General features: G+C 29.9%; 14 protein-coding genes. 6 read left to right on the forward strand and 8 right to left on the reverse strand.

What is annotated here, in order from left to right:
- Positions 1-1,368, forward strand: coding sequence for a phosphomannomutase/phosphoglucomutase (locus tag L8U04_RS03895; protein ID WP_263660689.1), 1,368 nt, complete (start codon positions 1-3; stop codon positions 1,366-1,368).
- Here L8U04_RS03895 and tilS read toward each other — a convergent pair.
- Complete coding sequence (tilS, locus tag L8U04_RS03900; RefSeq protein WP_263709493.1) at positions 1,349-2,311, reverse strand: tRNA lysidine(34) synthetase TilS; 963 nt, start codon at positions 2,309-2,311, stop codon at positions 1,349-1,351. The two genes, L8U04_RS03895 and tilS, sit on opposite strands and share 20 nt — an antisense overlap.
- Positions 2,301-3,617, reverse strand: a complete 1,317-nt coding sequence (gene rimO / locus L8U04_RS03905; protein ID WP_220566799.1) for a 30S ribosomal protein S12 methylthiotransferase RimO — start codon at positions 3,615-3,617, stop codon at positions 2,301-2,303. Before rimO ends, tilS begins: the two co-directional genes overlap by 11 nt.
- A 76-nt stretch (positions 3,618-3,693) precedes the next feature.
- Between rimO and prfB the strand changes: the two genes are divergently transcribed.
- Both prfB and L8U04_RS03915 read left to right on the forward strand, forming a co-directional pair.
- Positions 3,694-4,794, forward strand: coding sequence for a peptide chain release factor 2 (prfB, locus tag L8U04_RS03910; RefSeq protein WP_133319603.1), 1,101 nt, complete (start codon positions 3,694-3,696; stop codon positions 4,792-4,794).
- A 19-nt stretch (positions 4,795-4,813) separates the two neighbouring features.
- Positions 4,814-5,650 (forward strand): universal stress protein, encoded by an 837-nt coding sequence (locus L8U04_RS03915; protein WP_133319602.1) that lies wholly within the window; start codon positions 4,814-4,816, stop codon positions 5,648-5,650.
- Between the two features lie 57 nt (positions 5,651-5,707).
- Here L8U04_RS03915 and L8U04_RS03920 read toward each other — a convergent pair whose 3' ends face one another.
- Positions 5,708-6,745 (reverse strand): YeiH family protein, encoded by a 1,038-nt coding sequence (locus L8U04_RS03920; protein ID WP_133319601.1) that lies wholly within the window; start codon positions 6,743-6,745, stop codon positions 5,708-5,710.
- A 106-nt stretch (positions 6,746-6,851) separates the two neighbouring features.
- Here L8U04_RS03920 and L8U04_RS03925 point away from each other — a divergent pair, with 106 nt between their 5' ends.
- On the forward strand, positions 6,852-7,715 hold the full coding sequence (locus tag L8U04_RS03925) for a LysR family transcriptional regulator (protein WP_133319600.1): 864 nt from the start codon (positions 6,852-6,854) through the stop codon (positions 7,713-7,715).
- Here the strand turns inward: L8U04_RS03925 and murD are convergent.
- Together murD and mraY are read right to left on the reverse strand one after the other, a co-directional pair.
- Positions 7,707-8,906, reverse strand: a complete 1,200-nt coding sequence (murD, locus tag L8U04_RS03930) for a UDP-N-acetylmuramoyl-L-alanine--D-glutamate ligase (RefSeq protein WP_263709494.1) — start codon at positions 8,904-8,906, stop codon at positions 7,707-7,709. The two genes, L8U04_RS03925 and murD, sit on opposite strands and share 9 nt — an antisense overlap.
- Complete coding sequence (gene mraY / locus L8U04_RS03935; protein WP_263664790.1) at positions 8,906-9,964, reverse strand: phospho-N-acetylmuramoyl-pentapeptide-transferase; 1,059 nt, start codon at positions 9,962-9,964, stop codon at positions 8,906-8,908. Before mraY ends, murD begins: the two co-directional genes overlap by 1 nt.
- A 78-nt stretch (positions 9,965-10,042) precedes the next feature.
- On the opposite strand from mraY, the gene gpmI reads away from it, so the two are divergent.
- Both gpmI and fabG read left to right on the forward strand, forming a co-directional pair.
- Positions 10,043-11,521, forward strand: a complete 1,479-nt coding sequence (gene gpmI, locus L8U04_RS03940; protein ID WP_263709495.1) for a 2,3-bisphosphoglycerate-independent phosphoglycerate mutase — start codon at positions 10,043-10,045, stop codon at positions 11,519-11,521.
- A 14-nt stretch (positions 11,522-11,535) separates the two neighbouring features.
- Positions 11,536-12,279, forward strand: coding sequence for a 3-oxoacyl-ACP reductase FabG (fabG, locus tag L8U04_RS03945; RefSeq protein ID WP_220566803.1), 744 nt, complete (start codon positions 11,536-11,538; stop codon positions 12,277-12,279).
- 8 nt (positions 12,280-12,287) lie between these two features.
- Here fabG and acpS read toward each other — a convergent pair whose 3' ends face one another.
- From acpS to L8U04_RS03960, 3 genes are all read right to left on the reverse strand, one after another.
- Complete coding sequence (gene acpS, locus L8U04_RS03950) at positions 12,288-12,644, reverse strand: holo-ACP synthase (RefSeq protein ID WP_220566804.1); 357 nt, start codon at positions 12,642-12,644, stop codon at positions 12,288-12,290.
- Positions 12,644-13,189 carry a flagellar basal body-associated protein FliL gene (gene fliL, locus L8U04_RS03955; RefSeq protein ID WP_133319594.1) on the reverse strand — a complete coding sequence of 182 codons (546 nt, stop codon included), beginning with the start codon at positions 13,187-13,189 and terminating at the stop codon, positions 12,644-12,646. The genes acpS and fliL overlap by 1 nt, the downstream gene beginning before the upstream one ends.
- A gap of 65 nt (positions 13,190-13,254) precedes the next feature.
- Positions 13,255-13,893, reverse strand: coding sequence for a transcriptional regulator (locus tag L8U04_RS03960; RefSeq protein WP_220566805.1), 639 nt, complete (start codon positions 13,891-13,893; stop codon positions 13,255-13,257).
- Positions 13,894-13,991: the final 98 nt, after the last annotated feature.

The following is a 13,991-nucleotide window of genomic DNA, read 5'->3' on the forward strand; positions in this document are numbered from 1 at the left end:
ATGTTAGATTTGATTTTTAGAGAGTATGATATAAGAGGGCTTTACCCAAGTGAGTTAAATGAAAAAAGTGTAAAAGCCATAGGCTATGCTTTGGGTTTAGAAATGAAATCAAGGGGTTGTGAGAAAGTAAGCGTAGGCTATGATGCAAGATATAGTGCAAATGAACTTTTTAACTATTTAATCAGCGGTTTAAATAAAGCTAATATGCAAGTTTTCAATATAGGCTTAGCACCAACTCCTATGGGGTATTTTAGCTTGTTTTTTGATGATATTTTTGATGCAAATATCATGATAACAGGTTCGCATAATCCAAAAGAATACAATGGCTTTAAAATAACGATTAATAAAGAAAGTTTTTTTGGTGCTGATTTGAAAAAGCTTTCTTTAAAAGTGCAAGAGTATTTAGAACTTGAAATCAATGATGATTTAAGATATGAAAATTATGATATTAAAAGCTTATACATAGACTTTTTAGCTAAACATTTTTCACATCTTAAGGGCTATAAAGAAAAAATCATTATTGATTGTGCAAATGGAGCTACTGGAGTGATTATAAAGCCTTTGGTGGAAAAATTAAATCTTAATGCACAAATTTTATTTGAAAATCCTGATGGAAATTTCCCAAATCACGCGCCCGATCCAACAGAGCTTGAAAATTTACACGCATTGCAAGTTGCGCTAAAAGAAAATGAAAATGCAAAAATGGGCTTTGCTTTTGACGGAGATGGAGATCGCTTGGTGGTTGCAAGTAAAGATTATGTATTTAAGGGCGATGAGCTTTGCTATTTATTTGCTAAAAATATAAAAAATCCTAGAGTTTTAGGTGAAGTAAAATGTTCTAAAAACCTTTTTGATGAGGTAGCTAAATTTGGTTTTATCATGATGGGTAAGACTGGACATTCTAATATTAAAAAAATGATGAAAGAGCAAAATATCGACATAGCAGCAGAGCTTAGTGGGCATATTTTCTTTAAAGATAGATATTTTGGTTATGATGATGGAATTTATGCATTTTTAAGAACCTTAGAGCTTTTGGTAAATGGTTTTGATATAGAAAAATTAGTTAAAGAATTACCAAAACTTTATGCAAGTGAAGAGATTAAACTTAAGGTTAGTGAAGAAAATAAATTTCAAATCATAGAAAAATTTAAAGAAAAAGTAAAAGCAAATGCTTTTGAAAATGTGCTTGATTGTAATGAAATTGACGGAGTTAGAATTACCTTTAAAGAAGGCTGGGCGCTTTTGCGTGCTTCTAATACAAGTCCATATCTTATCATGCGTGCTGAAGCTACAAGTGCTGAATTTAAAGACTTTTTAGAAACAAGAGTAAAAGAACTTTTTGAAGAAATCATAAAAGAGCTTGCATAAGTTCTTTTACATCAATATTTTTTGTGTATAAATATGCTCTTAAGAGTTTAGGGATTTTTGTTTTTCTATAAATTTCTTTAAATTCTTTTGGCATTTTCTCACAACTTACAAAAGGAAAAATCAAAACTTTTTCTTGTATGTAAACAATGCCTATTTTATGCGAAATTACTCCATCGCCTTTTAAAGTTTCTTGTCTTTGTTTAGCACTTAAAAGTACTCCAAGTTTTTTAAAGCATTTTGCGATTAAACTTTCATCTTTATGAGTAATGTAAATATTTTTAAATTCACAAATATTTTCTTCTTTTAAGTCTTTTTCTAGGTATTTAAAGCTCTTTTTTACTCCATTTGGATAAAGCTTTAAAAACTCATTAGCAAATTTTTTGCGTATGAAATTTCTAAAATATTTTTCATCATCATTACTCTCATCATGAAAATAAGTGATATTGTTTTCTTTTAGGTAGTTTGAAATTTCTTTTTTTGGAATTTCAAGCAAGGGTCTTATGATAGTAAAATATTTTCTTTTTTCAATATCTTTAAAACCAAGTAATTCTCTAAGCCCTGCGCCTTTGGAAAATTGCATTAAAAACCATTCTAGTTTATCATTTAAATGATGAGCTAGTAAAAGATTATCATAAGAGTGATTTTTGCAAAGTTCTTCAAAAAATTCATAACGCAAAGCTCTTGCACAAGCTTCGAAATTTTTTGTTATCTTGGGTGCGGTTTTGATGTAAATTTTTTTATGAAAACGCTTGGCTAATTCTTTAGCACTTTGCTCTTCTTTATCGCTATTTTTGCGAGTTTTGTAGTTTATAAAAGCAAGATCAAAATCTATATTTTTTTCTAAAAGCATGAAAAATAAAGCACTAGAATCACTCCCATGAGAAAATGCTAAAAGATTTTTCCCTTGCTTTAAATGATTTAAATATTTGCTATCAATCATCAAACTTTCTTAAGGCTTTTGCAATGAGTTTTTTATCTAAGCTCTGCGTGATTTCACACTCATAAAGCTCGCCCATTTCTAAATCTCCACAATCACTTTCATTGATGAGAATTTCTCCATCAATATTTCTATCCCAACGCAAATCTTTTGCACCGATGAAAAATTCTCCTTCAGAGCTTTGACCTTCACAAAATGCTAAGGTTTTTTTACCAACTTGTTGATTAAAGCTTTTTTCTATACACTCATCAACAATTTTTTCTATCACTTTTAATCTTGCATTGATGATTTTATTAGGAATTTGTTCCATTTCAAAAGCTGCGGTATCTTCTTCTTTAGAATAAGCAAAAACACTAATTCTATCAAAACCAAATTCTTTTATAAAAGCGCATAATTCTTCAAAGTCCTCATCACTCTCTCCTGGGTGTCCTACTATAAAACCTGTGCGTAAAAATGAATTTGGGGCTTGTTTCATTAAATTTAAAAGCTCGATTAATTTAGCTTTGTTAGCTCCGCGTTTCATGATTTTAAGCATATTATCACTGATGTGTTGTAAAGGCATATCAAAATAATTTACAAAAACTTTTGATTGAATGATTTTTTCTATCACTTCTTTGCTAATACTTGTTGGATATAGATATAAAATTCTAGCAGCCTTTACACCTTGGATATTTTCTATAGCTTCAATAAGCTTTAAAAGTCCATCTTTTTGACCTTGATCAAACAAATACGAACTTGTATCTTGAGCAATAAAAGAAAAGTCTTTATAGCCTTTTTTAACAAGCTCTTTTACTTCATTTATAATACTTTCTAAGCTTCTTGATTTAAGTTTGCCTTTAAAACTTGGTATAGCGCAAAATGAACATTTTTGATTGCACCCTTCAGCTATTTTGATAAAAGCATGATAGTTTGATCCTGTGATTACACGATTGGTATTTTTATCTTGCAAGTAAGTAGAATTTGAAAAAAGATTAGTTTTTTTAAGTATCATTTCATCAATTTTTTCATAATCTCCCACACCGGTAAAAAGATCAACTTCAGGTAGTTCTTTCATTAATTCCTCGCGGTAGCGTTGCATTAAACATCCTGTTACAACTAACAATGAATCTTTTTTTCTTTGCTCGTGTAAGTCTAAAATCGCATTTATGCTTTCTTTTTTAGCACTATCTATAAAGCCACAGGTATTTACAATCAAAACATCAGCTAAGCTTGGCTCATCACAAATTTCATAATCACTTAATCTTCCAAGCATGATTTCGCTATCAACTAAATTTTTATTACAACCTAAAGATATTAAAAAAAGTTTTGGCATATTTCTCACTTTAAATGTTTTATTTTTTGCTAAAATTATAAGATTAAATTATATCAAAATTAGAAAGAAAATTTTTATGGATAATTACGAATACAGCGAACTTTTAAAAAAATTAAAAAACAAAGTTGGAAATATCGCTTCTATTATTAAGCCTGAAGAGATAAAAACAAGATTAAAAGAAATAGAAAATTTAGAAAATTCCCCTTCTTTTTGGAGTGATGTAAAACAAGCAGGCGTTATAGGTAAAGAAAAAACTAAAATTTCAAATTTACTTAAAAATTATGAAAATGCAAATAATGCTTTAAATGATGCAAGCGAGCTTTTTGATCTTGCTAATAGTGAAAATGACTTAGATACTATAGAAGCTTTATTTGAAGATGCAAACAAGCTAGAAGATCTTATTGTAAATCTTGAAATTTCTATGCTTTTAAGTGGAGAAAATGATGGTAAAAATGCCATAGTTTCTATTCACCCAGGAGCAGGTGGAACGGAGAGTAATGACTGGGCTAGCATGCTTTATAGGATGTATTTGAGATTTTGTGAAAGAGAAGGTTTTAAAGTGGAAACACTTGACTTTCAAGAAGGCGAAGAAGCAGGGCTTAAAGATGTTAGCTTTTTAGTAAAAGGTGAAAATGCTTATGGGTATTTAAAAGCTGAAAATGGCATTCATCGTTTAGTAAGAACTTCTCCATTTGATAGTGCAGGGCGTCGCCATACGAGTTTTTCTAGTGTGATGGTTTCACCTGAACTTGATGATGATATTGAAATAGAAATTGAAGAAAAAGATATAAGGATTGATTATTATAGAGCAAGCGGAGCGGGTGGACAGCATGTTAATAAAACTGAATCAGCAGTGCGCATAACTCATATGCCAAGTGGTATAGTAGTGCAATGTCAAAACGATAGAAGCCAACACAAAAACAAAGCCACAGCCTTTAAAATGTTAAAATCACGCCTTTATGAGCTTGAGCTTATGAAACAACAAGATGAAGCAAATTCAAGCGAAAAAAGTGAGATAGGTTGGGGTCATCAAATCCGTTCTTATGTACTTTTTCCTTATCAACAAGTTAAAGATACACGCTCAAATGAAGCTTTTTCACAGGTTGATAATATCTTAGATGGAGATATTAAAAAAATCATAGAAGGTGTTTTAATAGCGCAAAAAGCGCAAGATTGATACTACAAAAGGATATTAAATGGAAAAAATTCTAGTTTGTGTAGATGTTTTAGAGCCTTGTAGGGAAAGTTTGCATTATGGGGTGTATTTAGCTAAAAAGCTAGATTTGCCTTTAATGTTTTTATATACTATAGAACCAAATTTTACTAATGCTGAATTAGCTTGTAGTTTTGGCATAGGCGCTAGTGGATGTGTGATTGAAGATTTAGTAGAAGAGCAAAGTCAAAAAAATGAAAATCTTTGCAAAAAAGGGCAAAGAATTTTAGAAGAATTTTGTGCTTACGCAAAAGAACAAGGCGTAAAAGAATGCTTTAGTGTGCAAAGAGATGGAGATTTAGAAGAGGTTTTAAAAGAATACAATGATCAAATAAGGTTAGCCATAGCAGGTTTAAAAGGCGGAGGTAAGAAAAATAAAATAGGCATTCATACAGAAGAATTAGTAAGAGCTTTAAATGTGCCTATTTTGCTTGTAAATTCTGCTTTTAAAGAGATTAAAAGTGTAATGATGGCTTATGATGGGAGTAATTTAGCTAAAAAGGCTATAGAACAAGCCATTAAAAGACCTATTTTTAAAGAAGCAAAGCGTTATGTAGTAAATGTATCTAAAGATGAAAAAGCTTCTTGTGAATTATTAGCTCAAGTAAGTCAAATTTTTAAAGAAGCAAATTTAAATGTGCAAACTCAATATTTAAATGGAGAGATTACTCAAGCTTTATTTGATTTTGGTGAGCAAAATGATATAGATTTATTGATCATGGGGGCTTACTCACATCACTGGGTAAAAAGTATTTTATTTGGTAGTTTGACAAATGATATTTTAACTAAGGCTAAAAAACCTTTATTGCTGATTCGCTAACATTAATTTATTTTGATTAAAGATTATAAAATAAATACATGAAGAATTTTCATGTATTTATAAATTTAATAATAAAATAAAACTAATTGATATAAAGATTAACCATATAAAAAGAAAAAATGCCATTAAAAATGGTTTAAAACCTGCATTTTTTAAAACATTTTTATGGATATTTACTCCTAAAGCTACCATAGCCATAGAAAGCAAAAGTGTGTCTATAGTTTGTATACTTGGTTTTATATAGTTAAGCGCAAAATCTGTATTTAATATTTCAAGTGAGCTAATACCGCATGCAAATAAAAACCACAAAGCAAAATAAGGAATATTTGCTTTAATGGAGATTTTTTCATTATTTTTACTTAGAAATTTCAATGAAAAAAGACTTAAGAAAATCAAAAAAGGCACTAGCATTAAAACACGCATCATTTTTTCTATGACAGCACCATCTCCTGCTTTTACAGCTTCACCTGCTGCAACAGCATGTGCAACTTCATGCAAGCTTGCTCCCATGAAATACCCTATTTGCTTTAAATTAAAAAAATCAAACCAACCTAAATTCCAAGCCAAAGGATATAAAAACATCCCTAAAGTTCCAAACACAACCACAGTGCAAACTGCTACGCCAACTTTAGCAGAGCCACCTTTAACAATGCTTTCACTAGCCATCACAGCAGCTGCTCCACAAATGCTTGAGCCACTACTTATAAGTATGCTTTCTTTAAGATCAAGTTTGAAGAATTTTCCTAACAAAAGTCCCATAAAAAAGGTAGAAAACACCACTAAAAATGCTAATAAAATTCCATTTAATCCAACTTTTTCTAAATCATTAAAAGTAATTCTAAAGCCATAAAGTATAATTCCAAGTCTCAAAATTTCTTTTGTTGCTATGTTTAAAACTCCTGATTTTTTAAGTAAATTTGCATTTTGATGAGCTAAATTTCCTATTAAAGCTCCTAAAATCACGGCTATGATTAAAGCTGAAATTCCAAGATTTTTAAAAAAATTAAGCTCAGAAATAGCAAAAGCACAAAAAGCAAGAGTAAAAAGCAGTAAAAAAGCTTCAAATTTTCTATGTTTATATATATTTTTATGCATGAATTTTTCCTTTTTTTGTTTTTTGTAATCTTAATGATTTTTTTGTGATAAGTAAAATTAATTTTATTTGATATAATGATTAAAAATATTTATCAAAAGAGTGCTTATGACTTTTAAACAAATAAAATATTTTCAAGCCTTGTGTAGAAATTTAAATTTAAGAGCTTGTGCTAAAGAATTAAATATAACTCAATCTGCTTTGTCTTTAGCTATATTTGAACTTGAAAAAAGTTTAAACACCAAGCTTTTTGATAGAAATGCTAAATTTTTAAGTTTAAATGAAAAAGGAAAAGTGTTTTTAAAACAAATCACTCCTTTGATTTTAGAATTTGAACGCATAGAAAAAGCAATGCAAGATGATCAAAGCTATGAAATAAGTATGAAAGTTAGTCAAAATGTAGGTACTTATTTACTAGGAACTTTTTTGGATCAAAAGGCAGAAAATATCAAATTAAATTTGTCTTTGGATAATAGTCAAAATATTATCAAAGATATTTTAGATAAAGAAATCGATATAGGTTTGATTGAAGGGATTTGCAAAGATAAGGATATAAAAAAGATTAAAATTTGTGATGATGAGCTTATTGTGGTGAGTAAAAATGACTTCAAAAAAGAATTTTTCATAGATGAATTAAAGGATTTTAAATGGCTAAGTCGTGAGCAAGGTTCAGGTGCAAAAGAAGTGTTTTTAAATGCTTTGCCTAAAGATGTAAAGCTTAATTTGGTTTATGAGTTAAACTCAACTGCTATGATAAAAGAGTTGACTAAAAAAGGTAAATTTTTAGCAGTTTTACCTAAATTTAGTGTTAAAGAAGAGCTCGAAGCTAAAAGTTTATTTGAAGTAAGATTAAAAAATTTTAAAATTTCAAGAGAGCTTTGCTTGATTTATCATAAAAATAAAGAACCAAGCAATAAATTTATAAATTTATGTGAGTTTTTAAAATTTTGCATTCAAAAAGATTTAGCTTAATTCTTGAATACATTTTTTAAAAAGATCTCCTCTTTCTTCATAAGACTTAAACTGATCTAAGCTTGCACAAGCAGGGCTTAGTAGGGCTACTTCATCATTAGTTAAGTTTTGATTGATTTTTTCTACCGCTTTAGGTAAAAACTCACAAAAATGTGCTTTTAAATTAACATTTTTAGCATAATCAAGTATTTTATTGGTGCTTTTTCCTATGGCATAAAGCTCTATATCAAGCTCTTTCATAAAAACAAATAAAGCGCTTAAATCCACTCCCTTGTCATCCCCACCTATGATAAGATGAATTTTTTTATCCTTATAGCGTTTAAGAGCAGCTAAACTAGCATCAAGATTAGTTGCTTTAGTATCATTTACCCAAAGTCTATTTTTATGATCAAATATTTCTTCAAGTTTGTTTTTTTCTATCTTAAACTCGTTTAAAAGCTCATAAGAGCAACGATCTAGTATGATTTTTTCTATACTTAAGGCAATAAGAGCATCAAGCAAAAATGGGGTTTTAAAATGAATTTTTTCTAAATCAATTTGCATTTTTTTAGCTAAATCTTGCTCATCTTCATAGCTTATAACATAAGCATGAGTTGGATAAGCCTCGTATTTTTTAGGTAAAATTACCACATCATTTTCATTCATTCTTTCAAGCACACTAAGCTTTGCTCGCTCATAATTTTCAAAGCTTTTGTGCCAAGAAAGATGATCAGGTGTGATAGGTAAAAGTGCATAAATTTCAGGTTTAGCTACTTTGGTGTAAAAAAGCGAAAAAGATGAGCTTTCTAAAATCCATAATTTAGCACTAATATCCATTTGTGCTAAAGGAGTTCCTATGTTTGCTCCCATTTGTGCATTGATATGTTTTAAAAGATGATGTGTCATTTGGGTGGTGGTGGTTTTGCCATTTGTTCCGCTTATCCAAACACTTTTTGGCATGCCATCATAAAAAAAATCATACTCACTGCTTAAATTTTTTGCTTGCCGTATGAGAGAATGATTATTTGGAAAGCCAGGACTTGGAATTTCTAAGTCACTTTTTAAAGGATCAAATTCACAAGGTGGTAAAAGTGTATTGCCAAATTCATCTTTACTTATACTTGTAAAATGATCATCATAAATATCGCAATTTCCAAAACGCTGTGCAAAAGCTTTAGTTGTTTTTCCGTATCCAAAAAGTGAAATTTTCATTATCTTAACTTTATACTAATTAATGCAATAATATTTGCAAGTAAGGCTATCATCCAAAAACGCACAATGATTTTATTTTCCACCCAACCTATTTTTTCAAAATGATGATGAATAGGTGCCATTTTAAATACTCTTTTGTTAAAGATTTTAAAACTTCCTACTTGTAAAATCACTGAAATAGTTTCTAAAACAAATACAAAGCCTATCAGTAAAAGTAAAATTTCATTTTTACTTACTATGCCAAGATAGCCTAAAAACGCCCCTATGCTTAAACTCCCACTATCTCCCATAAAAACTTGTGCAGGATAGCAGTTATACCACAAAAATCCCATAAGCGCACCAACTAAAGCCGCACTTATTACCACAAGTTCTCCTAGACCTTGAATTTTAGGTAAAAATAAATAAGAACTATAAATAGCATTTCCACTTAAATACAAAAAAGCACCAAGACTTAAAAGAGAAAATATAGAAGGCACGGTTGCAAGACCATCAAGCCCATCGGTTAAATTTACAGCATTAGAGCTTGATATAATAACTAAAATCCATAAAAACAACATAAACATACCACCATCAAAAATAGCATGTTTGTAAAAAGGTAAATAAAATTCAGTATTTATATCAAATAAATATAATAATCCAACACAAATAAAAGCAGCGCTAAATTGTCCTAGAAGTTTCATTTTTGGGCTTAATCCTGCGTGATTGTCTTTTTTTAAAATTTTCCCCAAATCATCAACTAAGCCTATAGTGCAAAATAATACTAAACATAATAATCCAACGATTACAAAACTATTATTTAAATCAGCACTTAAAACACTTGCTATGATAGTAGCAAAGATAAAAACAAGCCCACCCATAGTAGGGGTATGAGATTTAGCTTGGTGTGATTGTGGAGCGTATTCATAAATAGGTTGATTTGCTTTTTTGTTTTGAGCCCATTTGATAAATTTTGGCATTAAATACAAACTCAAAAACAAAGCAATAAAAAATGCAAAACCAGCACGCACGCTAATATAAGAAAAAAACATATAATTTGTATATTCTGTAAGATAAAACAAAATTTTAACCTTGTATTTGTTTTTTAAAAGCATAATTTTAGTAAAATCACATAAATAAATTATAAAAAAGAGTAAAAAATGAGTCAAAAATGTATTTTGATAATCACAGATGGTATAGGACATAATACAAATTCAAACTATAATGCTTTTTTTCATGCTAAAAAGCCAACTTATGATAAGCTTTTTGAAAATACCCCTAATGTTTTGATAAAAACAAGTGGCTTGGCAGTTGGCTTACCTGAAGGTCAAATGGGTAATAGCGAAGTAGGGCATATGTGTATAGGTAGTGGACGCATAATCTATCAAAATTTAGTCAAGATAAATAAAGCCATAGAAAATGACACTTTAAAAGACAATAAGGCTTTAAAAGAATTGTTGCAAAAATGCAAAAGAGCGCATATTATAGGGCTTTATAGTGATGGCGGGGTGCATTCTATGCATACACATTTTAATGCACTTTTAAAAATTTGTAAGCAAGAAAATAAAGAAGTTTTTGCACATGCAATTAGTGATGGTAGGGATTGTCCTCCAAATTCGGGTTTAGAATTTATAAAATCTTTACAGGAATTTTGCGAAAAAGAAGGGGTTAATTTTGCTTCTTTATCGGGAAGATTTTATGCTATGGATAGAGATAAGCGCTATGATAGGGTTAAGTCTTATTATGATGCTTTATTTGCTAAGGCACCAAAGTGTGATGATTTTATGCAATTTATACAAAAAAACTATGATGAAAATATCACAGATGAGTTTTTAACCCCAGTTATTAGTCAAAACTTTGATGGAATTAAGGCTGAAGATGGTGTGATTTTTATCAATTTTAGAAATGATAGAATGCGTCAATTAGTCGCTTCTTTAACCCAAGAAAGTTTTAATGAATTTCCAAAAGAAGTGCTTATAAAAAATGCCATTACTATGAGTTTGTATGATGAGAGTTTTAAACTACCTGTGATGTTTGAAAAAGAAGAGTTAAATAATACTTTAGCTTCTGTGATAGCTAATGCAAATTTAAGCCAACTTCACACAGCTGAAACAGAAAAATACGCTCATGTAACCTTTTTCTTTAATGGGGGAAAAGAAGAATTAGAATGCAATGAAACAAGAATTTTAATTCCAAGTCCTAAAGTAAAAACATACGATGAAAAACCTCAAATGAGTGCTAAAGAAGTCACAGATGAGGTGCTTAAGGGTATAGAAAGTGGTATGGATTTTATCGTAGTAAATTTTGCAAATGGTGATATGGTAGGACATACGGGTGATTTTGAAGCTGCGATTAGTGCGGTTGAATGTGTAGATGAGTGTTTAGGTAGGGTTATTGCTAAAGCAAGAGAGCATGATTATGCTTTTATTATTACTTCAGATCATGGAAACTGTGAAGCGATGAGGGATGAAAAAGAAAATATGCTCACTAATCACACAACCTTTGATGTTTTTGCTTTTGTCGAAGCTAAAGGAGTAGAAAAGCTTAAAGAAGGCATGGGGCTTAGTAATATAGCACCAAGTGTGCTTAAAATTTTAAACTTACCTATCTCAAAAGAAATGGATGAGGCTTTATTTTAATTTAAAGGAGAACAATGAAATTTAGTGGAAAAAATGTTTTAATAACAGGTGCAAGTAAAGGTATAGGTGCAGCAATAGCCAAAGAATTAGCAAGTTATGGCTTAAAAGTTTGGATTAATTATAGAAGTAAGCCTGAACTTGCTGATGCACTAAAAGAAGAGATAGAAAAAAGTGGTGGTTGTGCGGCTGTGATTAAATTTGATGCAAGTGTTGAAGAAGAATTTACAAGCGCTATTGCAACTATAGTAGAAAGTGATGGTGAGCTTAGTTATTTAGTTAATAATGCAGGTATTACTAATGATAAATTAGCGCTTAGAATGAGTATGGATGATTTTTCTTCAGTGATTAATGCTAATTTAAATTCAAGCTTTTTAGGTTGTAGAGAGGCATTAAAAACTATGAGTAAAAAGCGTTTTGGCGCGGTTGTAAATATCGCTTCTATAGTTGGAGAAATGGGAAATGCAGGTCAAACTAATTATAGTGCTAGTAAAGGCGGTATGATAGCTCTAACAAAATCTTTTGCTAAAGAAGGTGCAGCAAGAAATATAAGATATAACTGCATTACCCCAGGTTTTATAAAAAGTGATATGACTGAAGTTTTAAGTGATGAGATTAAACAAAATTATATTAACAATATCCCTTTAAAGCGTTTTGCAGATGCTAGTGAAGTAGCTCAAGCTGTGGCATTTTTATTAAGTGATCATTCTTCTTATATCACAGGAGAGATTTTAAAAGTCAATGGCGGGCTTTATATGTAAGCAAGGTTTTAACCTTGCTTAGTTTCTATAGCTACTACTGCTATAGCAAAACCCCCATCATGTGCTACGCTTACACTTGCTGATTTAATTTTGAATTCTTGCATGACTTTTTGAGAAAAACTAATGTGTGGAGCATTTTTATCATCCTTAGAGATGATGATGTCAAAAAAAGAACATTCTTTAGAAATTCCAACCCCCAAAGCCTTAGAGGCAGCTTCTTTAATAGCCCAAAATCCGGCTAGAGTGTTGGTATTTTTTATATAACTTTGCTCTTTCTTGGACAAAAATTTATCCAAGAAAAGTGTTTTATGTCTTTCATAAATTTTTTCTATGCGAGAGCATACGACTATGTCACAGCCTATCATTAAGATACTACAAAGTCGGTAAAATAAATATTTTTGATAAAACCATCAGTTAAAACTTCATTGATCTTGCCGGTTAATTCATCTTTTAATCTTTCTTTACCCTTTGTAGTGCTTACTTCTTCAAAGGTTTTTGATGTTAAAGTTCTAATGATAATATCTCTAATAATAGCAACTTTTTTATCAAGTTCAGGAGTTAATGTTTCAACATTTTGTTCAAGTTGAATGGTGCATTTTACATATCTTGATCCACCATCACTTAATAAATTTAGCGTAAAAGGTGCTAAAGGATACATCACGCCAATATTTGCATAATCACTCCCTCTAGCTGCTACTGCATTTGTTTTTTTAGGAGCTTGTGCAACTTGTGCGCTTTCTTCGGTTTGCGGGGTAGGATTTTCTTCAGAGCCACCACTAAACATTAGATAAGCAATTGCTCCTACAATAACAAGTAAAAATACAAATAAAAATACAACGATAATGATTACTAAAGTATTCCCGCCTTTTTTCTTTGATTCACCTTGTTCATCCATCATATCATCAGCCATATTTTTCCTTTTATAAAATTTTAAAATGTTATTGTATCAAAAATTATATTTTTTTTAAATTATGATTATTTAATCTTTTGTAAATGTCTATAAACACTAGGTTCTGAAATATTTAAAAGCTCCGCAACTTTAGGAATAACACCTTTTACATTAAATACGCCTTTTTCATATAAGCTAGCTATCATTTTTTGTTTTTCCTTTGGTTTTAAACTTTTATTTTTAAAACTTTCAATATCTATCCCCGTAATATCTTCAACGATTTCTTCTAAATCAAGTTTTATGTATTCTTTATTTTCTTGTTCAGGACTTTCATAAGAATTATCATAAATATTTCCAAGATTTAAAATTTCATCAGAGATTTTTTTAAATGCTGAAGTATCATGATTAATACAAAGCAAACCTTCAAGTTTTTCATCTTTTTTAATAAAAAAAGTAGAGCCTGACATTACTTGTGAGCTTTTAGCTGAAGTTTTATAATGTGTTATATAATCACGCTCTAAATAGATTTTGTTTTTAATCATTTCAATAGCAAAGCCTGTTAGAGGTGAATTTATAGTTCTTTTGCTAATATGATTATTAGCTATTTCTGCTATATTAGTACCATCTTCACTTACATCATGCAAAACTATTTCATAATTTCTTCCCAAAGCATCAGCAAGAAATTTCACTAATTTAATATAGTAAGTTCTTGTTTCTTTATCCATTAAACTCTCCTTGTTTTATTAATTTTGTAGTAAAAATATTTAAAATAAGAGCACTTATTCTTATTTTTCAACAATTTTAATACAAAATAAAAATAATT

The organism is Campylobacter sp. IFREMER_LSEM_CL908, assembly GCF_025771545.1.
In the GTDB taxonomy this organism is placed as follows: Bacteria; Campylobacterota; Campylobacteria; order Campylobacterales; family Campylobacteraceae; genus Campylobacter_D; species Campylobacter_D lari_D.

What these genes read in the sequence shown, in the direction of transcription:
- L8U04_RS03895 (WP_263660689.1), top strand. Translation starts at nt 1, where the DNA reads ATGTTAGATTTGATTTTTAGAGAGTATGATATAAGAGGGCTTTACCCA.
- rimO (WP_220566799.1), bottom strand. Translation starts at nt 3,617, where the DNA reads ATGCCAAAACTTTTTTTAATATCTTTAGGTTGTAATAAAAATTTAGTT.
- prfB (WP_133319603.1), top strand. Translation starts at nt 3,694, where the DNA reads ATGGATAATTACGAATACAGCGAACTTTTAAAAAAATTAAAAAACAAA.
- L8U04_RS03915 (WP_133319602.1), top strand. Translation starts at nt 4,814, where the DNA reads ATGGAAAAAATTCTAGTTTGTGTAGATGTTTTAGAGCCTTGTAGGGAA.
- L8U04_RS03920 (WP_133319601.1), bottom strand. Translation starts at nt 6,745, where the DNA reads ATGCATAAAAATATATATAAACATAGAAAATTTGAAGCTTTTTTACTG.
- L8U04_RS03925 (WP_133319600.1), top strand. Translation starts at nt 6,852, where the DNA reads ATGACTTTTAAACAAATAAAATATTTTCAAGCCTTGTGTAGAAATTTA.
- murD (WP_263709494.1), bottom strand. Translation starts at nt 8,906, where the DNA reads ATGAAAATTTCACTTTTTGGATACGGAAAAACAACTAAAGCTTTTGCA.
- gpmI (WP_263709495.1), top strand. Translation starts at nt 10,043, where the DNA reads ATGAGTCAAAAATGTATTTTGATAATCACAGATGGTATAGGACATAAT.
- fabG (WP_220566803.1), top strand. Translation starts at nt 11,536, where the DNA reads ATGAAATTTAGTGGAAAAAATGTTTTAATAACAGGTGCAAGTAAAGGT.
- acpS (WP_220566804.1), bottom strand. Translation starts at nt 12,644, where the DNA reads ATGATAGGCTGTGACATAGTCGTATGCTCTCGCATAGAAAAAATTTAT.
- fliL (WP_133319594.1), bottom strand. Translation starts at nt 13,189, where the DNA reads ATGGCTGATGATATGATGGATGAACAAGGTGAATCAAAGAAAAAAGGC.
- L8U04_RS03960 (WP_220566805.1), bottom strand. Translation starts at nt 13,893, where the DNA reads ATGGATAAAGAAACAAGAACTTACTATATTAAATTAGTGAAATTTCTT.